We start from the raw sequence: 21,308 nt of genomic DNA, 5'->3' as shown, positions 1-21,308 counted from the left end.
GGCGACGTCCACGACATCGGCAAGAACCTCGTCGACATCATCCTCTCCAACAACGGCTACAACGTGGTCAACCTGGGCATCAAGCAGCCCGTCTCTGCGATCCTGGAAGCGGCCGAGGAGCACCAGGCCGACGTCATCGGCATGTCCGGTCTCCTGGTCAAATCGACCGTGATCATGAAGGAGAACCTGGAGGAGCTGAACCAGCGCGAGCTGGCCGCCAAGTACCCCGTGATCCTCGGCGGCGCGGCCCTCACCCGGGCCTACGTCGAGCAGGACCTGCACGAGATCTACCAGGGCGAGGTCCGCTACGCCCGCGACGCGTTCGAGGGCCTGCGCCTGATGGACGCCCTCATCGCGGTCAAGCGGGGCGTGCCCGGCGCGACCCTGCCGGAGCTGAAGCAGCGCCGGGTCGCCAAGGGCGCGGGCGCCCCGCAGATCGACGAGCCGGAGCCCGGCGGCCGCTCGGACGTCGCCACCGACAACCCGGTCCCGACCCCGCCGTTCTGGGGCACCCGCGTCGTCAAGGGCATCCCGCTCAAGGACTACGCCAGCTGGCTCGACGAGGGCGCCCTGTTCAAGGGGCAGTGGGGCCTCAAGCAGAACCGGGCCGGTGACGGGCCGTCATACGAGGAGCTCGTGGAGACCGAGGGCCGGCCGCGGCTGCGCGGCTGGCTGGAGCGCCTGCACACGGAGAACATGCTGGAGGCGGCCGTCGTCCACGGCTACTTCCCCTGCGTCTCCAAGGGCGACGACCTGATCATCCTCGACGACGCCGGCAACGAGCGCACCCGCTTCACCTTCCCGCGCCAGCGCCGCGGCCGCCGTCTCTGCCTGGCGGACTTCTTCCGTCCGGAGGAGTCCGGCGAGACCGACGTCGTCGGCCTCCAGGTCGTCACCGTCGGCTCGCGGATCGGCGAGGCCACGGCCAAGCTCTTCGAGTCCGACTCCTACCGCGACTACCTGGAGCTGCACGGTCTGTCCGTGCAGCTGGCGGAGGCCCTGGCCGAGTACTGGCACGCCCGGGTCCGCGCCGAGCTCGGCTTCGGCGGCGAGGACCCCGAGGACGTCGAGGACATGTTCGCGCTCAAGTACCGCGGCGCGCGCTTCTCGCTCGGCTACGGCGCCTGCCCCGACCTGGAGGACCGGGCGAAGATCGCCGAGCTCCTGGAGCCCGAGCGCATCGGCGTCCACCTCTCCGAGGAGTTCCAGCTCCACCCCGAGCAGTCCACGGACGCCATCGTCATCCATCACCCGGAGGCGAAGTACTTCAACGCTCGGTAACCGGTGCGGGGGTAAATCCCTGCGTCTCGTGTGATCCGGACGTACACTGGTCGGTCCAGTGCAGGCCGGTCGCCCCACCCCCGTACCGGGGAGGGTGACCGGCCTCTTCGTCCCTCCGTGGAGGTGTGCCGGATGACCAGTACGGTCCCCGCGTCCTTGTTCCGTGCCAACGGCAGCTCCGCCCTGCAGGCGGTCTTCCTCGACATGGACGGCACCCTCGTCGACACCGAGGGCTTCTGGTGGGACGCGGAAGTCGAGGCCTTCGCGGACCTCGGACACCGCCTCGACGAGGCCTGGCGGGACATCGTCGTCGGCGGGCCGATGACCCGCAGCGCCGGCTATCTCATCGAGGCCACGGGCGCGGACATCACCCTGGAAGAGCTCACCGTCCTGCTCAACCAGAAGTTCGAGCAGCGCATCGACCGGGGCGTGCCGCTGATGCCGGGCGCCGACCGGCTGCTCACCGAGCTCGCCCGGCACAACATCCCCACCGCCCTGGTGTCGGCCTCGCACCGCCGGATCATCGACCGCGTGCTCGCCTCCCTGGGGCGGGACCGGTTCGCGCTGACCGTCGCGGGCGACGAGGTGTCCCGTACGAAGCCGCACCCGGAGCCGTACCTGACCGCCGCCCGCGGGGTCGGCGCCGAACCGGCGCTGTGCGCGGTCGTCGAGGACACCGCGACCGGTGTCGCCGCGGCGGAGGCGGCGGGCTGCCGGGTCGTCGCGGTGCCCTCCGTCGCCCCCATCGCGCCCTCCGGGGGACGGGTGGTGGTGCGCTCCCTGGAGGAGGTCGACGTCCCCTTCCTGAGGACGCTCATCGCCACGCCCAAGGGCCTCTGAGCCCCCTCGGGTTCGCATCCGGAAACGTTCAGGCCATCCGCCGAAAAGAACCCTGAGTGAGCTTGGTCACCCAGAGTGCCGACCGGCGGGTGGCCTGTCTGCGTGCGGTGTCCGGAACCTGACGGTTCGGCGCCGACCTTGTGTCCTGATTCGCTCCCGACCGTACGAATCATTCCCGCGCATGACTATCGAACTCACCGTATTCATGAACGCGCGGCCCCTGCCCCCGCCCTCTTCGCAGTACGGCGGCACCGGTGTGGACCATTAATCTTTCGCACGTACTCCGCCGCACCTTCCGCGTGCCCCCGGCGCTCACCCCAGCCGCCGCGTACACAGGACCGATCGCACCCCGTACCGGCCCGATCGACCGCCCCGACGGGCGGCCGGCGGAGTGACCGAAGCCGCTGTAGACGTGCCGGCCGTCACCCCGCGCCGGATGAGGAGAACGTTCCCCGATGAACCGCAAGACCCTGGTGCTGCCCGCCGTGGCCGCACTGCTCACCCCCCTGCTCGCCGGATGCGGTGGAGGGAACCAGAGCAGAGCGATCGTCGTCGGCACCACGGACCAGTTCGTCGCCACCGAGGACGCCCCCGCCCCGCTCGACCCGGCCTTCGCCTACGACACCGGCGCCTGGAACATCCTCCGCCAGACCGTGCAGACCCTCATGCGCGTCCCGCGCGGCAGCGGCCAGCCGGTCCCGGAGGCCGCCCGGAGCTGCGGCTTCTCCGACAAGGAGAGCGAGAGCTACCGCTGCACCCTCCGCGAGGGCCTGACCTTCGCCGACGGCACCCCCGTCACCGCCGAGGACGTCAAGTTCTCCGTCGAGCGCGTGCTCGCGATCAAGTCCGACAACGGCACCGCGGCCCTGCTCGCCAACATCGACACCGTCGAGACCAAGGGCGAGCTCGAGGTGATCTTCCACCTCAAGACCCCCGACGCGACCTTCCCGTACAAGATCTCCACCCCCGTCGCCGGCATCCTCAGCAGGACCAAGTACGACGGCAAGGACCTGCGCAAGGGCTTCGACGTCGACGGCTCCGGCCCGTACACGATGAAGGCCGAGACCGACGGCGACCAGGTGACGAAGTTCGTCTTCACCAAGAACCCCACGTACAAGGGCGCCATCACCCTGCGCAACGACAAGGTCGAACTGCGCACCTTCGGCGACGCCGACGGCATGGACAAGGCGCTGCGCGACGACACCATCGACATGGCGGCCCGCGCCATGTCGACGGCGCAGATCAAGGAACTCACCGAGAAGCCCCAGGAGGGCATCGACCTCACCGAGGTCCCCGGCCTGGAGATCCGCTACCTCGGCTTCAACACCAAGGCCCCCGCCGTCGAGGAGAAGGCCGTCCGACAGGCCATGGCCTCCGTCGTCGACCGCGGCCGACTGGTCGAGCAGGTCTACGGCCCCACCGCCGAGCCGCTCTACTCGCTGATCCCCTCCAGCATCACCGGTCACGCCACCTCGTTCATCGACACCTACGGCCAGCCGGACACCGTCAAGGCCGCCAAGATCCTGCGGGACGCCGGGGTGCAGACCCCCGTCAAGGTCACCCTGAACTACACCACCGACCACTACGGCGCCGAGACGGCCAAGGAGTTCGAGGCCCTGCGCGGCCAGCTCAACGCCACCAAGCTCTTCGACGCCCGGATCCAGGGCACGGAATGGTCCAAGTTCCGCCCGGCGCAGAAGCGCGGCGACTACGCCGTCTACGGCCTCGGCTGGTTCCCGGACTACCCGGACCCGGACAACTACATCGCTCCGTTCCTCGACAGCGACAACTTCCTCAACACCCCCTACGTCAACCAGTCCGTCCGTGACCGGCTGATCCCGCAGTCGCGCCGCGAGGCCGACCGCAACGCCGCGACCCCCGTCTACGAGCAGATCCAGAAGATCGTCGCCAAGGACGTGCCCGTGCTGCCGCTGTGGCAGGGCAAGCAGTACGTCGCAGCCCGCGACGACGTCACCGGCGTGGAATGGGCGCTGAACACCTCCTCCGACCTGCTCCTGTGGGAGCTCGGACGCGGCACCGCCTGACCCCTTCGTTTCTACCGGCCGCGCAGCCGTTGCGCGGCCGGCCTGGCAAGAGATCAAGAGGCAAGTTCTGTGAAGGCACACAACAAGTGGCTGACGGCCCCGCTCGCGGCGGGTCTGGCCGCCGCCCTGCTCAGCGGCTGCGGCACCGAACAGGGCGGCGACTCCGGGGGCTCCGGGGCAGCCGTGCGCGTCGGCATGTCGGACGAGATCCAGGCGACCGACCCCGCCGCCGGTTACGACCCCGGCTCGTGGCTGCTGTTCAACAACGTCTTCCAGTCCCTGCTCGCCTTCCCGAAGGGCGCCTCCGAGCCCGAGCCCGAGGCCGCCGACAAGTGCGGCTTCTCGGCCGGCAGCAAGGTGTACACCTGCACCCTGCGCGAAGGCCTCAAGTTCTCCAACGGCAACCCGCTCACCTCGGAGGACGTCAAGTTCTCCTTCGAGCGCGCCCTGAAGATCGCCGACCCCAACGGCCCCGCCCCGCTGCTCTCCTCGATCGCCTCCATCGAGGCCCCCGACGAGAAGACCGTCGTGTTCAAGCTGAAGGTGCCCGACGCCACCTTCCCCAGCAAGATCGCCTCGGGCGCCGGTTCCATCGTCGACCACCGCGAGTACGCCGCCGACGCACTGCGCACCGACGGCAAGGCCGTCGGCTCCGGCCCGTACAAGCTCGACTCCTTCAGCGGGACCGAGGCCGTCTTCAGCGCCAACGAGTCCTACCAGGGCAACGCCAAGCGGAAGAACGGCGGCGTCACGCTCAAGCTCTACGGCGGTGACCGCGAGGCCCTGTCCAAGGCCCTCTCGGCCGGTGACGTCGACGTCGCCTACCGAGGCCTGTCCGCCGACGACATCGCCGCCCTGGAGAACTCCCAGAACGACGACAAGGGCATCCAGGTCGTCCAGGGCTCCAGCGCCGAGGTCCAGCACATGGTCTTCAACGTCAAGGACCCGGTCGTCGGCAAGCTCGGTGTCCGCAAGGCCATCGCCCACCTCGTCGACCGCGAGGCGCTCGTCCAGAACGTCTACAAGTCGACCGCGACGCCGCTCTACTCCATCGTCCCGGCCGGGATCGCCGGACACTCCACCTCGTTCTTCGACACCTACGGCGAGCCCGACGCGGCCAAGGCGAAGAAGGCGCTGCGCGACGCGGGGATCAAGGACAAGGTCAAGCTCACCCTCTGGTCCACCCCGAACCGCTTCGGCCCCTCCACCGACCAGATGATGGACGCGATAGCCGCCCAGCTCAACGACAGCGGCCTCTTCGACGCCAAGGTCGAGTCCGTGCCGTTCGAGCAGTACGAGAAGGACATCGCGGCCGGCAAGTACGGCGTGTACGTCCGCGGCTGGGTCCCGGACTACCCGGACGCCGACAACTTCACCTCCCCGTTCTTCGGCGACGACAACGTCCTCGGCAACCGCTACAAGAACGCCCTGATCACCGGCGAGCTCCTGCCGGCCGTCGCGGCGTCCCCCGACCGGTCCGAGACCGGCTCCACCTACACCAAGGTCCAGGACCTCGTCGCCGACGAGCTCCCGCTGCTGCCGCTGTGGCAGGGCAAGCAGTACGCCGTGGCCCGCGACACCGTCACCGGCCTGGAATGGACCCTCGACGCCTCCACCGTCTTCCGCTTCTGGGAGATCAAGAAGGGCTGACGGCGCCCCCGACACGGGAAGGGCCCGGCACACACCCCGTGTGCCGGGCCCTTCCCGTCGTCCGCCCCGTCGGCCCGCTCACTGCGCGCCGGGGCGCACCAGGCCGCTCTCGTACGCGTACACCGCCGCCTGCACCCGGTCGCGCAGGCCCAGCTTCGTCAGCACATGGCCCACATGCGTCTTGACGGTCGTCTCACTCACGAACAGGTCCGCCGCGATCTCCGCGTTCGACAGGCCGCGCGCCACCAGCTTCAACACCTCGACCTCACGGTCGGTCAGCGTCTGCAGCGTGTCCGGCACCTGCTCCTCGCCCGACGGCAGATGCGCCGAGTACTTGTCGAGCAGCCGACGCGTGATCGACGGCGCCAGCATCGCCTCGCCCGCCGCGACCACCCGGATCGCCTGCACCAGCTCATGGGCCGGCGCGTCCTTCAGCAGGAAACCGCTCGCCCCCGCCCGCAGCGCCTCCACCACGTACTCGTCGAGGTCGAACGTCGTCAGCACCAGAACCTTCGCCGGGCCGTCCCGGCCCGGACCGGTGATCTGCCGGGTGGCCTCCACCCCGTCCATCCGCGGCATCCGGATGTCCATCAGGACCACGTCGGGCTGCAGCGCCCGCACCTGGTCGAGGGCCTGCAGGCCGTCCCCGGCCTCACCCACCACCGCGATGTCCTGCTCCGCCTCCAGAATCATCCGGAAACCGGTGCGCAGCAGTGGCTGGTCGTCGACCAGTAGGACGCGGATCGCCACGAAAACTCCTTCATCGGCCTGCATGCGGCCCGAACGCGCCTCAGACGGCGGGCGGGACCTGATCCATTCTGCCCTGACCGCCCCGACCGGGTTCCCCCGACTCGGGCGCGCGCGGGGGCACCACCGGCAGCGGATACACCGGGGGAGTGCCGCCGAACTCCGGACACACCGCCTGGTGGTCGCACCAGCCGCACAGCTTCGTCGGCCGCGGCCGCCAGTCACCCGTCTCCGTCGCCAGCCGGATCGCCTCCCACAGCGCGAGCAGCTTGCGCTCCACCCGCAGCAGATCGGCCTCGACCGGGTCGTACGTCAGCACCTCACCACTGCCCAGGTAGACCAGCTGCAGCCGACGCGGCACCACGTTCTTCAGCCGCCACACCACCAGCGCGTAGAACTTCATCTGGAACAGCGCGCCCTCGCTGTACTCCGGGCGGGGCGCCTTGCCCGTCTTGTAGTCGACGATCCGCACCTCGCCCGTCGGCGCCACGTCGACCCGGTCGATCACCCCGCGCAGCCGCAGCCCCGACGGCAGCTCCGTCTCCACGAACAGCTCGCGCTCCGCCGGTTCGAGCCGCGTCGGGTCCTCCAGCGTGAACCAGCGCTCGACCAGCTGCTCCGCCTCCGACAGCCACCGCGCCAGCCGCTCGGCCGCGGGCTCCGTGGGATCCCCCGCGGCGTCACCGCCCTCCGCGAACAACTCGCCCAGCTCCGGACGCGACGCGAGCAGCCGGTCCCACTGGCCCGGGACCAGCGACTTCGCCCGCGGCGCCGTGCGCTCCACCGCCGGCACGTCGAACAGACGCTCAAGGACCGCGTGCACCAGCGTCCCGCGGGTCGCCGCCGCACTCGGCTTCTCCGGCAGCCGGTCGATCACCCGGAACCGGTAGAGCAACGGGCACTGCATGAAGTCACTCGCCCGCGACGGCGACAACGACATGGGCGCCCTGGGTCCCCGCTCCACCGGCGGCGGCTGCTCGCTCGTAGTCATGACACCGACCCTACGGCCAGCCACCGACAGCGACGGCCCGCCCGACCCTGATCCACCCGACGGGCCCGCGCGGAATACCATCGACGCAGGACCCCGTCGCGCTGCATGATCGATCCGTGACCGAGCGCGCGGACCGAGCAGCTCGGCGACGAAAGGAACCCGTGAACCAGGACGAGTCCAAGCCGCAGCGGACCGAGGAACCGGGCGGCGGCATCCTCATGGGCCGGCCCTTCGGCGTGCCCGTCTACGTCGCGCCCAGCTGGTTCCTGGTCGCCGCCCTGATCACCTGGGTCTTCGGCGACCAGATCGAACGCGTCCTGCCCGAGCTCGGCGCCGCCCGCTACCTCGTCTCCCTCTTCTTCGCCATCGCCTTCTACGCCTCCGTGCTCGTCCACGAACTGGCCCACACCCTCGCCGCACTCCGCTTCAAGCTCCCGGTGCGCCGCATCCAGCTCCAGTTCTTCGGCGGCGTCTCCGAGATCGACAAGGAGACCGAGACCCCCGGCCGCGAGTTCGTCCTCGCCTTCGTCGGCCCGCTGCTCTCCCTCGTCCTCGCCGGGATCTTCTACCTCACCCTGTACGCCGTCGAACCCGGCACCGTACCCGGCGTCCTCCTCGGCGGCCTGATGATCTCCAACCTCATCGTCGCGGTCTTCAACCTGCTGCCCGGCCTGCCCCTCGACGGCGGCCGGATGCTCCGCGCCGTCATCTGGAAGATCACCGGGAACGCGATGAGCGGCACCGTCGCCGCCGCCTGGGTCGGCCGCGCACTCGCCGTCACCGTCCTCATCGGACTCCCGCTGCTCACCCGCACCGGACTCCTCGGCAACTCCACCGCGGAGATCGACGGCTTCACCACCGTCACCGACGCCCTGCTCGCCGCGATCCTCGCCGCGATCATCTGGACCGGCGCCGGCAACAGCCTCCGCATGGCCCGGCTGCGCGAACACCTCCCCGAACTCCGCGCCCGCACCCTCACCCGCCGCGCCATCCCCGTCGAGACCGCCACCCCGCTCTCCGAAGCCCTCCGCCGCGCCAACGAAGCGGGCGCCCGCGCCCTCGTCGTCGTCGACGGCCACGGCACCCCCACCGGCATCGTCCGCGAGACCGCCATCGCCGGCGTCCCCCAGCACCGCCGCCCCTGGGTCGCGGTCAGCGCCCTCTCCCAGGACCTCGTCGACGGCATGAAAGTGCCCGTGGAACTCACCGGCCAGCCCCTCCTCGACCACCTCCGCGCCAGCCCGGCGACCGAATACCTGGTCGTCGAGGACAGCGGCGAGATCTACGGAGTCCTCTCCACGGCCGACGTCGAGCGGGCCTTCGTGAAGGCCATGGCACGACCCGGTTCGTAGGCCCGGTACCCTGTTCACATGTCCGAACCGACCGGTGCCGCCCGCCGTCGCGGGCCCTTCAAGGTCGGGGACCAGGTCCAGCTCACCGACCCCAAGGGACGCCACTACACGTTCACGCTCGAGGCCGGGAAGAACTTCCACACCCACAAGGGTTCCTTCCCGCACGACGAGCTGATCGGTGCTCCCGAGGGCAGTGTTGTCCGTACCACGGGAAACGTCGCCTACCTCGCGCTGCGCCCCCTGCTCCCCGACTACGTCCTGTCCATGCCCCGCGGCGCCGCCGTGGTCTACCCCAAGGACGCGGGGCAGATCCTGGCCTTCGCCGACATCTTCCCCGGCGCCCGCGTCGTCGAAGCGGGCGTGGGCTCCGGCTCTCTGAGCTCCTTCCTGCTGCGCGCCATCGGCGACAGCGGCATGCTGCACTCCTACGAGCGCCGCGAGGACTTCGCCGAGATCGCCAAGGGCAACGTCGAGCGCTACTTCGGCGGCCCGCACCCCGCCTGGCAGCTGACCGTCGGCGACCTCCAGGACAACCTGTCCGACACCGACGTCGACCGCGTCATCCTGGACATGCTCGCCCCCTGGGAGTGCCTGGAGGCCGTCTCCAAGGCGCTCGTCCCCGGCGGCATCCTCTGCTGCTACGTGGCCACCACCACGCAGCTCGCCCGCACCGTGGAATCCATCCGCGAGTTCGGCTGCTACGCCGAGCCGCAGCCCTGGGAATCCATGATCCGCAACTGGCACGTCGAGGGCCTGGCCGTCCGACCGGACCACCGGATGATCGGCCACACCGGCTTCCTCGTCACCGCCCGCCGCCTCGCGGACGGCGTCGAGCCCCCGATGCGCCGCCGCCGCCCCGCCAAGGGCGCCTACGGCGAGGACTACGAAGGCCCCAACAAGGGCTGAAGCCCCGACAGGGGCTGACGCCCCGACAACGCGCGCGTGCCGCCGCCGAGTTCCCGCCCCAGGCGTGGAAGTCGACGGCGGCACCCTCATGTTCGGCCCCCGCACCCGGCGCCGCCCCGCGGCCCGGGCGACGGCACACGACAAGGACCGACCCGCCTGTTCCGCCGCCCTGTGACGTGTGGCACGATGCCCGGAGCTCCTTCCGCACCACCCTCACAGGAGACTTCTCGCGTGCAGACCCCCGCCGTCACGGACCTGGCGCACACCCACGCCCGGCCGCTGCACTGGCTGGCCACCGCCACCGCGATGGCCGGAGTCGTCGCCCTCGCCGGCCTCGTCCAGCCCGGTCCGGCAGGAGCCGCCGCGGCACCCGCCCCCCTGCCCGCCCCCGACGCCGCCACCGCGCACTACCCGCTCGCCTGCGGCGGAGCCCCCAACAAGATCGCCCAGCAGGCCACCGGAGACCTCGACGGCGACGGGAACCCCGAGACCGTCGCAGTCGTACACTGCGAAGCCGGCTCCGGGACGCCACCCAGCGGCATCTACGTGCTCACCCACGGCAAAGGCGCCAGCACCCCCGCGGCCCGCGTCGTGGCCACCCTCGTCGAGCCCTCACAGCTCAAGAACGTCACCGACTTCGCCGTACGCGACGGCGCCGTCCAGGCCACCCTGCTCGGCTACTCGTCCCCCGACGTCCCCAGCTGCTGCCCCGACCAGCGGGAGCAGGTGAAATGGCGCTGGCGAGGCGGATCGTTCGTCCGCACCGGCCAGGACGAGGCGCGCGCCGTCTGACCCGGCCCGCCCGTCACCGGACGGTCACTCGGCGTCGGGACCGTACACCTCGACGCCGTCCCTGACCCGCCGCACGTGGATGCAGTCACCCGGGCACTCCTTCGCGGAGTCCACCACGTCCACCAACAACGGCAGCGGCACCGGCGTCGTCGCCCCCGGCTCCTGCAGCAGTTCGTCGTCCGCGCTCTTCACATACGCGAGCCCGTCGATGTCGAGCTCGAAGACCTCCGGCGCGTACTGAACACAGATCCCGTCCCCGGTGCACAGGTCCTGGTCGATCCAGACCTCGAGCGCCTCCTCGGCGCCGGCGGCCGGGGCCTCCTGCTGCACGGTCATGTCTCCTGCCGTTTCTGCGTCGCGCGGGTAAGTCGGGCCAAGCCTGACGGGTGTTGACCACCCACGACGATACAACCGCCCGCTTTTGCAATGACCAGCGGTGGGTATTCCCCTGGCGTGAGGGGAAGCGCAAGGGTGAAGATCGGACACACCTCGGAGTCTTTTTGATCTAGGGGTTTCAATCATCACCCACCCAGGTAGGGTCAGGAAGCGTCCAGCTCCCCTTGGAGGAGGTGAGGACCGTGGCAGCCCACGACGACGACATCAACCGCGGCATCCGGCCCGGGCGGGGGTCTGAGGACCCCGCCGGTCAGGTTGCCTATCTCGAGCAGGAAATCGCCGTCCTGCGCCGCAAGCTCGCCGACTCTCCGCGTCACACGAGGATTCTCGAGGAGCGGATCGTCGAGCTGCAGACGAACCTGGCCGGCGTGTCCGCTCAGAACGAGCGACTCGCCAATACGCTCCGTGAGGCCCGGGACCAGATCGTGGCCCTCAAGGAGGAGGTCGACCGGCTCGCCCAGCCGCCGGCCGGCTTCGGTGTCTTCCTGCAGGCGAATGAGGACGGCACGTGCGACATCTTCACCGGGGGCCGCAAGCTCCGGGTGAACGTCAGCCCCAGCGTCGAGCTCGACGAGCTCAGGCGGGGCCAGGAAGTCATGCTCAACGAGGCGCTCAACGTGGTCGAGGCCATGGAGTTCGAGCGCGCCGGCGACATCGTCACCCTCAAGGAGATCCTCGAGGACGGCGAGCGCGCCCTGGTGATCGGCCACACCGACGAGGAACGGGTGGTGCGGCTCGCCGAGCCGCTGCTGGACATCACCATCCGCCCCGGCGACGCCCTGCTCCTGGAACCCAGGTCGGGCTACGTCTACGAGGTCGTCCCCAAGAGCGAGGTCGAAGAGCTCGTCCTCGAAGAGGTCCCGGACGTCGACTACGACAAGATCGGCGGCCTGGGCAACCAGATCGAACTGATCCGCGACGCCGTCGAGCTCCCGTACCTCTACCCGGACCTCTTCAAGGAACACGAACTGCGGCCCCCGAAGGGCATCCTGCTCTACGGCCCGCCCGGCTGCGGCAAGACGCTCATCGCGAAGGCCGTCGCCAACTCCCTTGCCAAGAAGGTCGCCGAGGTGACCGGCCAGCCCGCCGGGAAGTCCTACTTCCTGAACATCAAGGGCCCCGAGCTCCTCAACAAGTACGTCGGTGAGACCGAGCGGCACATCCGCCTCGTCTTCCAGCGTGCCCGGGAGAAGGCGAGCGAGGGCACCCCCGTCATCGTCTTCTTCGACGAGATGGAATCCCTCTTCCGCACCCGCGGATCCGGCGTCAGCTCGGACGTGGAGAACACCATCGTCCCGCAGCTCCTCGCCGAGATCGACGGCGTGGAGGGCCTGGAGAACGTCATCGTCATCGGCGCCTCCAACCGCGAGGACATGATCGACCCCGCGATCCTGCGGCCCGGCCGGCTCGACGTCAAGATCAAGATCGAGCGTCCGGACGCAGAGGCAGCCAAGGACATCTTCGCCAAGTACCTGACCGCCTCGCTCCCGCTGCACGCCGACGACCTCGCCGAACACAGCGGATCGAAGGAAGCCGCCGCCCACGGAATGATCCAGTCCGTGGTCGAGCAGATGTACGCGGAATCCGAGGAGAACCGCTTCCTCGAGGTCACGTACGCCAACGGCGACAAGGAAGTCCTCTACTTCAAGGACTTCAACTCCGGCGCGATGATCCAGAACATCGTCGACCGGGCCAAGAAGATGGCCATCAAGGCCTTCCTCGACCACGACCAGAAGGGCATTCGCGTCTCCCACCTCCTCCAGGCCTGCGTGGACGAGTTCAAGGAGAACGAGGACCTTCCCAACACCACCAACCCGGACGACTGGGCCCGCATCTCCGGAAAGAAGGGCGAGCGGATCGTCTTCATCCGCACCCTCGTCACCGGAAAGCAGGGCGCGGACACCGGCCGCTCCATCGACACGGTGGCGAACACCGGTCAGTACCTGTAACAACGCGCAACCAGCAGTGACGCGCACCGGCTGCGGATGTACGGGACACGGGCATCCGCAGCCGTCGCTTTCCACTCACCGATTCGCTTTCGATCTCCCCGTACACGCGCGGCCGCTCTAGGCTCGTGGGTACCGCCGCATCACGCACTGTGCGGGGAGCGGCGCCGGGCAAGGAGGGCCGCATGACCGTACGGCGAGTAATGGGCATCGAGACGGAATACGGGATCTCCGTCCCGGGGCACCCCAACGCCAATGCCATGCTCACCTCGTCCCAGATCGTCAACGCCTACGCGGCGGCGATGCACCGGGCGCGCCGCGCCCGCTGGGACTTCGAGGAGGAGAACCCGCTGCGGGACGCCCGCGGCTTCGACCTCGCCCGCGAGGCCGCCGATTCCAGCCAGCTCACCGACGAGGACATCGGCCTCGCCAACGTCATCCTGACCAACGGCGCCCGGCTCTACGTGGACCACGCCCACCCCGAGTACAGCGCCCCCGAGGTCACCAACCCCCGCGACGCCGTCCTCTGGGACAAAGCCGGCGAGCGCATCATGGCCGAGGCCGCCGAGCGGGCCGCCCAGCTCCCCGGCGCCCAGCCCATCCACCTGTACAAGAACAACACCGACAACAAGGGCGCGTCCTACGGCACGCACGAGAACTACCTGATGAAGCGGGAGACCCCCTTCTCGGACATCGTGCGCCACCTGACGCCCTTCTTCGTCTCCCGCCAGGTCGTCACCGGCGCCGGCCGCGTCGGCATCGGCCAGGACGGGCGCGAGCACGGCTTCCAGATCAGCCAGCGCGCCGACTACTTCGAAGTCGAGGTCGGCCTGGAGACCACCCTCAAGCGCCCCATCATCAACACCCGCGACGAGCCGCACGCGGACGCCGAGAAGTACCGGCGGCTGCACGTGATCATCGGGGACGCCAACCTCTCCGAGATCTCCACCTACCTCAAGCTGGGCACGACCGCGCTCGTCCTCTCCATGATCGAGGACGCCTTCATCACCGTCGACCTCGCCGTCGACCAGCCCGTACGCACCCTCCACCAGGTCTCCCACGACCCGGGGCTCCAATACCTGATCACCCTGCGCAGCGGCCGGACACTCACCGCGGTGCAGCTCCAGATGGAGTACTTCGAGCTGGCCAGGAAGTACGTGGAGGAGCGCTACGGGGCGGACGCCGACGAGCAGACCAAGGACGTCCTGGTCCGCTGGGAGGACACGCTGAACCGGCTGGAGAACGACCCGATGAGCCTCTCCGGCGAGCTGGACTGGCTCGCCAAACGGGAGCTCATGGAGGGCTACCGCCGGCGCGACAGCCTCGACTGGGACGCCGCCCGGCTGCACCTCGTCGACCTCCAGTACGCGGACGTGCGCCCCGAGAAGGGCCTGTACAACCGTCTGGTGGCCCGGGGCCGCATGAAGCGGCTCCTGGACGAGGACACGGTCGTGCGGGCCGAGACGAACCCTCCGGAGGACACCAGGGCCTATTTCCGCGGCCGCTGCCTGGAGCAGTACGCGGACGACGTGGCCGCCGCCTCCTGGGACTCGGTGATCTTCGACCTGCCCGGCCGCGACTCGCTCCAGCGGGTCCCCACCCTGGAGCCCCTCCGGGGCACCAGGAACCACGTCAAGGAGCTCCTGGACCGGTGCAGGACCGCGGAGGAACTGGTCCGCGTCCTGTCCGGCAACTCCTAGCCCGAGTGATTTCCCGGTCTCCTGGTACGGCTGAAATGCCCGGGGACTGGGAATCATGGAAGCAGTGCCCGGACGTTGTTGAAACTGCGGGGCCGATGTCAGTCCCGGCTTGTAAGGTCTGATCTTGTACAGACCCACACGAGCGGGCCGATTCGAGCGGGGTGAGGTTTATGGCGACCAAGGACACCGGCGGCGGACAGCAGAAGGCGACGCGTTCCACGGAGGAGGTCGAGGAGACCACCACGGAGGCGAGCTCCGACCTCAAGGAACGCCAGGAGAAGCTGAGCGACGACGTGGACTCCGTCCTGGACGAAATCGACGATGTGCTCGAGGAGAACGCGGAGGATTTCGTGCGCTCCTTCGTTCAGAAGGGTGGCGAGTGATTTCGCCTTTGAATCGAAGGTGAAGTCCTTGCTGGGGGGTTAATGCTCGAGAGCTTCAAGCGGTGCAGTCGGTGCGGGGAGGCGAAGCCGCGAGAGGCTTTCGCGAGCAACCGGGCCATGCGGGACGGTCTGCAGTGCTACTGCAGGCCGTGCGCGGCCGAGTACCACCAAGAGCGCCAGAAGGCCAGAGGTAAGAACGTTCGCCCCAGGGTCGAGGTGCCGGCGGGGCACAAGTACTGCCGCCGCTGCGGAGAGATCAAGCCTCACTCCCTGTGGGACCGCAACAGGACCGCCTCGGACGGCCTCTCCACCCGCTGCAAAGTGCCGTGCCACGCAGGCGCGGGCCGACCATCTCAAGCGTCAATACGGACTCACCGAGGCCGAGCGTGACCAGATGATCGCCGCCCAGGGTGGTGTCTGCGTGATCTGCCAGGAGGGTCCTGCGGAACATGTGGATCACGATCATCGGACGGGTAAGGTCCGAGGCGTGCTGTGTTTCAGTTGCAACGCGGCGCTGGGGCAACTCAAGGATCGGCCGGACGCCATAAGGCGTGCAGCCGCATACGTGGAAGGAAACCTGTGGAACCCAACACTCGTAGCACAGGGCGTCTACCGGCAGCCTTCCTGACGCCGGGCTCGTCCTCCTTCATGGACTTCCTTGCCGACCACTCGCCGGAGATGCTCCCCGGCCACCGGAAGCTGCCGGAGGGGGTCGTCGAGGCGCCGCACGGCACCACCATCGTGGCCGCCACCTTCCCCGGCGGGGTCGTGCTCGCCGGTGACCGGCGGGCGACCATGGGGAACATGATCGCGCAGCGCGACATCGAGAAGGTGTTCCCGGCCGACGAGTACTCCGCGGTCGGCATCGCCGGCACGGCCGGCCTCGCCGTGGAGATGGTGAAGCTGTTCCAGCTGGAGCTGGAGCACTTCGAGAAGGTGGAGGGCGCGACGCTCTCCCTGGAGGGCAAGGCCAACCGCCTGTCCACGATGATCCGCAGCAACCTCGGCATGGCCATGCAGGGCCTGGCCGTCGTCCCGCTCTTCGCGGGCTGGGACGAGGGCAAGGAGAAGGGCCGGATCTTCTCCTACGACGTCACCGGCGGCCGCTCCGAGGAGCACGGCTACGCCGCCACCGGCTCGGGCTCGATCTTCGCGCGCGGGTCGATGAAGAAGCTCTACCGGGACGACCTGACCGAGCAGCAGGCCACCACGCTCGTCGTCCAGGCGCTGTACGACGCGGCCGACGACGACTCGGCGACCGGCGGTCCGGACCTGGCCCGGCGGATCTTCCCGATCGTCACCGTCATCACCGACGAGGGCTTCCGCAGGCTCACGGAGGCGGAGTCCTCCGAGCTGGCGCGGTCGGTCACCGAGCGGCGTCTGGAGCAGCCCGACGGGCCGCGCGCCGCCCTGCTCTGACCACGCGTCGACCCAAGAAGCCACTCCAGAGCCCTCCAGAGCCCTCCAGAGCCCTTCAGACCGGAAGAAAGGGACGGTAGCCGGTGTCCACGCCGTTCTATGTCTCACCTCAGCAGGCCATGGCGGACCGGGCCGAGTACGCCCGCAAGGGCATCGCCCGCGGCCGCAGCCTGGTCGTCCTCCAGTACGCCGACGGCATCGTCTTCGTCGGCGAGAACCCGTCCCGTGCGCTGCACAAGTTCAGCGAGATCTACGACCGGATCGGCTTCGCCGCCGCCGGCAAGTACAACGAGTACGAGAACCTGCGGATCGGCGGCGTGCGCTACGCCGATCTGCGCGGCTACACCTACGACCGTGACGACGTCACGGCCCGTGGTCTGGCCAATGTGTACGCCCAGACGCTGGGCACCATCTTCTCCAGCGCGGGCGAGAAGCCGTACGAGGTGGAGCTGGTCGTCGCCGAGGTGGGCGCGGAGCCCGAGGGCGACCAGATCTACCGGCTGCCGCACGACGGGTCGATCGTCGACGAGCACGGCTCCGTCGCGGTCGGCGGCAACGCGGAGCAGATCAGCTCCTTCCTGGACCAGCGGCACCGTGACGGGATGTCGCTGGCGGAGGCGCTGAAGCTGGCCGTGCAGGGGTTGTCGCGGGACACCAACGGCACGGAGCGGGAGATCCCCGCGGACCGGCTCGAGGTGGCGGTCCTGGACCGTACGCGTCCGCAGCAGCGCAAGTTCAAGCGGATCGTCGGGCGGCAGCTGAAGCGCCTTCTGGAGGCGGACGACGCCGCCGTGGCCAAGACGGACGATCCGTCGGACGAGGCCGCCGAGGAGTAGGGCGCGCAGGAGGCCGTGGCGAGGCCGGAGGGCCCCGGGACCGCAGTGGTGCGGTTCCGGGGCCCTCCCGTGTCGTGCGGGGGTGTCAGGCGGCGGGTGCCGGGCCCGAGGAGCCGCGGGGGACGAGGGTGACGGGGAGGTCGCCGCGTTCCGGCTCGCGGCCGTCGAGCACGGCGAGGAGGGCGGCCATGCCGCGCTCGCCGATGCGTTCGGCGGGCAGGCCGACGGTGGTGAGTTCGGGTTCGACGGCGGTGGCGAGGGCCAGGTCGTCGAAGCCGGTGACGGACAGGTCCTCGGGGATGCGCAGTCCGAGCCGGCGCGCGGCCTTGCAGGCTCCGGCGGCCAGGATGTCGTCGTCGCAGACGATGGCGGTGGGCCGGGGCCCGGGCCCGGTGAGGGCCCGCTCGGCGGCCTCGCGGGCGCTCTGGACGTCGAGGGGTGCGCGTACGGTCGTGACGTCGGCGGTGCGGAGGGCGCCGGTGAGGGCGGCGGCCCGGACGTCGAAGGTCCAGGAGGGCACGGCCGAGGCGAAGTGCAGGAAGCGCCGGTGGCCGAGGGCCAGGAGGTGGCCGGTGACCTGGCGCATGCCGTCGGCGATGTCGAGGTTGACGTGGGCGGCGGCGCCGGTGTCGGCGGGGTCGCTGTCGAGCATGACGAGCGGCAGGTCGGTGCCGCGGAAGGCCTTGAGGGCGTCGGAGGCCATGGAGGAGGCGATGACGCCGTCGAGGGCGGCGCGGGCGGAGGCGAAGGGGTCCTTGGCGGGGCCGACGCCGTCGGGGGAGGGGTAGAGCACGACGCCGAAGCCGTGCCGGGCGGCGACGGCGGCGGCGCCGGTGTAGACCCGGGCGAAGAATTCGTTGGTGAGTGCCGGGACGACGAGGAGTGCGGTGCGGGTGCGGCCGAGGCGCAGGTTGCGGGCGGCGAGGTTGGGGCGGTAGCCGAGTTCGGCGGCGGCCTCGCGGACGGAGGCGGCGGTGCGCTCGGAGACCCGGCCGCGCCACTTGTCGCCGAGGACGAGGGAGACCGTGGCCTGGGAGACCCCGGCCGCCTTGGCGACGTCCCTGCTGGTGGGGCGGCTTCCGCCGATGGGTTCCGGGCTGTGCACTCGTACCTCCGCGGCGGTTTGCTGCAGGACCGTTCCGACGCGCGGGGTGGACCGGCGCCTTGCGGTCATGGTACGTATGACTCCAGTAGTTATACGTAAAACCTCGGGCGCATGCCCCGGGAGGGGAGACGACATGGCCGGCGGGGCCACGCCCAAGGGCGGCTATCTGGACATTCTGCGCGCGCCCCACGCGGCGCGCCTGTTGGTCGGCACCCTCGTCGGGCGGCTCCCCAACGGCACCGGTCCCGTCGCCATCACCGTCTTCACCCGGGCCGAGGGCGGCAGCTACAGCCTCGCGGGCGGCCTCATCGCCGCGTACGGCCTGGCCACCGCCGTCGGCCAGCCCCTCCTCGGCCGCGCCGTCGACCTCAAGGGCCAGCCCCGCGTGCAGCTCCCCGCCGCCGTGGTCTCCGCCCTCGGCATGGCCGCCCTGGCCGTCACGGGCATCGGGAACCTGTTCCTCGCCTACGCCGCCGTCCTGGTCGCCGGCCTCTTCACCCCGCCCCTCGAAGGCGGCCTGCGCGCCCTGTGGCCGAGCGTTCTCGGCCGGGAGGACCGGGTGCACCGGGCGTACGCCCTGGACGCGGTCGCCCAGGAGGTCATGTTCACCGTCGGGCCGTTGCTGCTGACCCTGGTCGTGGCCCTCTGGTCGCCCGCCGCCGCCCTGGTCGTCATCAACGCGCTCGGCGTCCTCGGCGCGCTGTCCGTGGTCGTCTCCCAGCCCTCCCGGACCTGGCGCTCGGCGCCCCGTGAGGCCCATTGGCTGGGCGCGCTGCGCTCGCCCGGGCTGCTGGCCCTGCTCGCCTCGTTCTTCTTCGTGGGCCTGGCCCTGGGCTCCATCACGGTCGCCGCCGTCGCCTACGCCGACGACCGCGGCAACGAGGCCGTCTACGGCTGGCTGATGGCCGCCCTCGGCCTCGGCGCGCTCGTCGGCGGCGTCGCCTACGGCGCCCGCCAGTGGGCCGGCGCGCCCGAGCGGCGGCTGCGCGTCCTGGTGCTGCTGCTCGCCCTCGGCTACCTGCCTCTGATGCTGGTGCCCGGGCCGGCCGCCATGACCGCCCTCGCGGCTCTCGCGGGCGTGTTCCTGGCACCGGCGATCGCCTGTGCCTTCATCGTGGTCGACCGGCACGCGCCCGGTGGCACGGTCACCGAGGCGTTCTCCTGGCTCGTGACCACCTTCGGCGTCGGTGCCGCCCTGGGCTCCGCCGTCTCCGGACCGGCCGTCGAACTCGCCGGGACCCCCGCCGGTTTCGCGGTGGCCGGTGTCGGTGGCTTCGTCGCCTTCCTGGTCCTGCTCGGCACCGGCCGGGTCCTCGGGCCGGTGCCGCCGGTGCGACACGCCGTCGGTGGGGGCGCCGAAACCACCGGGCCCGCCACCGGGCAGGCCGAAAAGAACCCACGCTCATCGGAAAATGATCGAAACGGGGCCGCCGAACCCGGTTTCAGCGCAGGGCTTCAGGCGTAATGTTCAGACATGGACCGCCGCATTTTCGGGCTGGAGAACGAGTACGGCGTCACGTGCACGTTCAGGGGACAGCGCCGACTGTCTCCTGACGAAGTGGCGCGCTACCTCTTCCGCCGTGTCGTGTCATGGGGCCGCAGCAGCAATGTCTTCCTGCGGAACGGAGCCCGCCTGTACCTGGACGTGGGTTCGCATCCGGAATACGCAACTCCCGAATGCGACAACGTGGTCGAACTGGTCACGCACGACAAGGCAGGCGAGCGCATTCTCGAAGGACTGCTCGTCGACGCGGAACGCCGCCTGCACGAGGAGGGAATCGCGGGCGACGTCTATCTCTTCAAGAACAACACCGACTCCGCCGGAAACTCCTACGGTTGCCACGAGAACTATCTGGTGGCCCGCCACGGGGAGTTCTCCCGGCTCGCGGACATCCTCATTCCGTTCCTCGTCACCCGTCAGCTCATCTGCGGCGCCGGAAAGGTGCTGCAGACTCCGCGCGGCGCCGTCTACTGCGTCTCCCAGCGGGCCGAGCACATCTGGGAGGGCGTCAGCTCCGCCACGACCCGTTCGCGTCCCATCATCAACACCCGCGACGAGCCGCACGCGGACGCCGAGCGTTACCGCCGGCTCCATGTCATCGTCGGCGACTCCAACATGTCCGAGACGACCATGCTCCTCAAGGTCGGTGCCACCGACCTCGTGCTGCGCATGATCGAGGCGGGCACCGTGATGCGCGACCTCACCCTGGAGAACCCGATCCGGGCCATCCGCGAGGTCAGCCACGACATCACCGGCCAGCGCAAGGTCCGGCTCGCCAGCGGCCGTGAGGCCTCCGCCCTGGAGGTCCAGCGGGAGTACTACGAGAAGGCCGCCGACTTCGTCGACCGCCGTGGCATCCGCAGCGGCATCGTCGCCCAGGTCCTCGAACTGTGGGGCCGCACCCTCGACGCCATCGAGGAGGAGCAGCTCGACCGGATCGAGACCGAGATCGACTGGGTCATGAAGTACAAGCTCATCGAGCGGTACCGGGCCAAGCACAACATGACCATGTCGCACCCGAGGGTCGCTCAGATAGACCTCGCGTACCACGACATCCACCGCCGCCGCGGTCTGTACTACCTGCTCCAGAAGAACGGCCAGGCGGCCCGGGTGTGCAACGACGTGAAGATCTTCGAGGGCAAGTCCGTGCCCCCGCAGACCACCCGGGCCCGGCTCCGCGGCGACTTCATCCGCCGTGCCCAGGAGCAGCGCAGGGACTTCACCGTCGACTGGGTCCACCTCAAGCTCAACGACCAGGCGCAGCGCACCGTGTTGTGCAAGGACCCGTTCCGTTCGGTCGACGACCGGGTGGAGAAGCTGATCGCCGGTATGTAGGACCGGTACAGCGGCGGTGCAGAAGGTCCGGTCGGCCCCGCACGTTTCACGTGCGGGGCCGACGGCATCTCAGGGTGGTCCCC

General features: G+C 69.8%; 18 protein-coding genes and 1 pseudogene. 15 read left to right on the top strand and 4 right to left on the bottom strand.

Annotated features, from left to right (window positions below):
- From AB0M16_RS34000 to AB0M16_RS33985, 4 genes are all read left to right on the top strand, one after another.
- A partial coding sequence (locus AB0M16_RS34000) for a vitamin B12 dependent-methionine synthase activation domain-containing protein (protein WP_365349962.1) occupies window positions 1-1,281 on the top strand: 1,281 nt, incomplete at its 5' end.
- A gap of 132 nt (window positions 1,282-1,413) precedes the next feature.
- Entirely contained in the window at window positions 1,414-2,121 is a 708-nt protein-coding gene (locus tag AB0M16_RS33995) for an HAD family phosphatase (RefSeq protein WP_365349960.1), read from the top strand.
- 455 nt (window positions 2,122-2,576) lie between these two features.
- Window positions 2,577-4,166, top strand: coding sequence for an ABC transporter substrate-binding protein (locus AB0M16_RS33990; protein WP_365349958.1), 1,590 nt, complete (start codon window positions 2,577-2,579; stop codon window positions 4,164-4,166).
- A gap of 69 nt (window positions 4,167-4,235) precedes the next feature.
- A complete protein-coding gene (locus tag AB0M16_RS33985) occupies window positions 4,236-5,816 on the top strand; it encodes an ABC transporter substrate-binding protein (RefSeq protein WP_365349956.1) in 1,581 nt (526 codons plus the stop codon).
- A gap of 78 nt (window positions 5,817-5,894) precedes the next feature.
- Here the strand turns inward: AB0M16_RS33985 and AB0M16_RS33980 are convergent, their stop codons facing one another.
- Both AB0M16_RS33980 and AB0M16_RS33975 read right to left on the bottom strand, forming a co-directional pair.
- Window positions 5,895-6,566, bottom strand: a complete 672-nt coding sequence (locus AB0M16_RS33980) for a response regulator transcription factor (RefSeq protein ID WP_365349972.1) — start codon at window positions 6,564-6,566, stop codon at window positions 5,895-5,897.
- 40 nt (window positions 6,567-6,606) lie between these two features.
- Window positions 6,607-7,554 carry a PD-(D/E)XK nuclease family protein gene (locus AB0M16_RS33975; RefSeq protein WP_365349954.1) on the bottom strand — a complete coding sequence of 316 codons (948 nt, stop codon included), beginning with the start codon at window positions 7,552-7,554 and terminating at the stop codon, window positions 6,607-6,609.
- A gap of 218 nt (window positions 7,555-7,772) precedes the next feature.
- On the opposite strand from AB0M16_RS33975, the gene AB0M16_RS33970 reads away from it, so the two are divergent.
- The 3 genes from AB0M16_RS33970 to AB0M16_RS33960 all read left to right on the top strand — a co-directional run bounded on the left by AB0M16_RS33970 (window position 7,773) and on the right by AB0M16_RS33960 (window position 10,604).
- Complete coding sequence (locus AB0M16_RS33970; protein ID WP_365349970.1) at window positions 7,773-8,906, top strand: site-2 protease family protein; 1,134 nt, start codon at window positions 7,773-7,775, stop codon at window positions 8,904-8,906.
- 18 nt (window positions 8,907-8,924) lie between these two features.
- Window positions 8,925-9,812 (top strand): tRNA (adenine-N1)-methyltransferase, encoded by an 888-nt coding sequence (locus AB0M16_RS33965; protein ID WP_019884997.1) that lies wholly within the window; start codon window positions 8,925-8,927, stop codon window positions 9,810-9,812.
- Window positions 9,813-10,043: 231 nt separating this feature from the next.
- Window positions 10,044-10,604, top strand: a complete 561-nt coding sequence (locus tag AB0M16_RS33960) for a hypothetical protein (RefSeq protein ID WP_365349952.1) — start codon at window positions 10,044-10,046, stop codon at window positions 10,602-10,604.
- Between the two features lie 24 nt (window positions 10,605-10,628).
- Here AB0M16_RS33960 and AB0M16_RS33955 read toward each other — a convergent pair whose 3' ends face one another.
- Window positions 10,629-10,940 (bottom strand): ferredoxin, encoded by a 312-nt coding sequence (locus AB0M16_RS33955; RefSeq protein WP_365349950.1) that lies wholly within the window; start codon window positions 10,938-10,940, stop codon window positions 10,629-10,631.
- Window positions 10,941-11,182: 242 nt separating this feature from the next.
- Here AB0M16_RS33955 and arc point away from each other — a divergent pair, with 242 nt between their 5' ends.
- From arc to prcA, 6 genes and pseudogenes are all read left to right on the top strand, one after another.
- Complete coding sequence (gene arc / locus AB0M16_RS33950; RefSeq protein ID WP_365349948.1) at window positions 11,183-12,949, top strand: proteasome ATPase; 1,767 nt, start codon at window positions 11,183-11,185, stop codon at window positions 12,947-12,949.
- Between the two features lie 182 nt (window positions 12,950-13,131).
- Window positions 13,132-14,646, top strand: a complete 1,515-nt coding sequence (gene dop / locus AB0M16_RS33945; RefSeq protein WP_365349946.1) for a depupylase/deamidase Dop — start codon at window positions 13,132-13,134, stop codon at window positions 14,644-14,646.
- A gap of 170 nt (window positions 14,647-14,816) precedes the next feature.
- A complete protein-coding gene (locus AB0M16_RS33940) occupies window positions 14,817-15,029 on the top strand; it encodes a ubiquitin-like protein Pup (protein ID WP_015032443.1) in 213 nt (70 codons plus the stop codon).
- A gap of 42 nt (window positions 15,030-15,071) precedes the next feature.
- Window positions 15,072-15,657 (top strand): annotated as a pseudogene (locus tag AB0M16_RS33935) (endonuclease VII domain-containing protein).
- On the top strand, window positions 15,609-16,448 hold the full coding sequence (gene prcB / locus AB0M16_RS33930; RefSeq protein ID WP_365349943.1) for a proteasome subunit beta: 840 nt from the start codon (window positions 15,609-15,611) through the stop codon (window positions 16,446-16,448). Before AB0M16_RS33935 ends, prcB begins: the two are co-directional and overlap by 49 nt.
- Before the next feature lie 83 nt (window positions 16,449-16,531).
- Window positions 16,532-17,284 carry a proteasome subunit alpha gene (gene prcA / locus AB0M16_RS33925; RefSeq protein ID WP_365349941.1) on the top strand — a complete coding sequence of 251 codons (753 nt, stop codon included), beginning with the start codon at window positions 16,532-16,534 and terminating at the stop codon, window positions 17,282-17,284.
- Window positions 17,285-17,369: 85 nt separating this feature from the next.
- Here the strand turns inward: prcA and AB0M16_RS33920 are convergent, their stop codons facing one another.
- Complete coding sequence (locus tag AB0M16_RS33920) at window positions 17,370-18,389, bottom strand: LacI family DNA-binding transcriptional regulator (RefSeq protein ID WP_365349939.1); 1,020 nt, start codon at window positions 18,387-18,389, stop codon at window positions 17,370-17,372.
- Window positions 18,390-18,522: 133 nt separating this feature from the next.
- Between AB0M16_RS33920 and AB0M16_RS33915 the strand changes: the two genes are divergently transcribed.
- Together AB0M16_RS33915 and pafA are read left to right on the top strand one after the other, a co-directional pair.
- Window positions 18,523-19,854: an MFS transporter gene (locus AB0M16_RS33915; protein ID WP_365349937.1), complete on the top strand. Its 1,332-nt coding sequence runs from the start codon at window positions 18,523-18,525 to the stop codon at window positions 19,852-19,854.
- A gap of 9 nt (window positions 19,855-19,863) precedes the next feature.
- On the top strand, window positions 19,864-21,225 hold the full coding sequence (gene pafA / locus AB0M16_RS33910) for a Pup--protein ligase (RefSeq protein WP_365349935.1): 1,362 nt from the start codon (window positions 19,864-19,866) through the stop codon (window positions 21,223-21,225).
- Window positions 21,226-21,308: the final 83 nt, after the last annotated feature.

The sequence above is a fragment of the Streptomyces sp. NPDC051921 genome, assembly GCF_040680975.1.
Classification (GTDB): domain Bacteria; phylum Actinomycetota; class Actinomycetes; order Streptomycetales; family Streptomycetaceae; genus Streptomyces.
The sequence above is the reverse complement of the archived record's forward strand: the minus strand, read 5'-3'. Positions and strand labels throughout refer to the sequence as shown.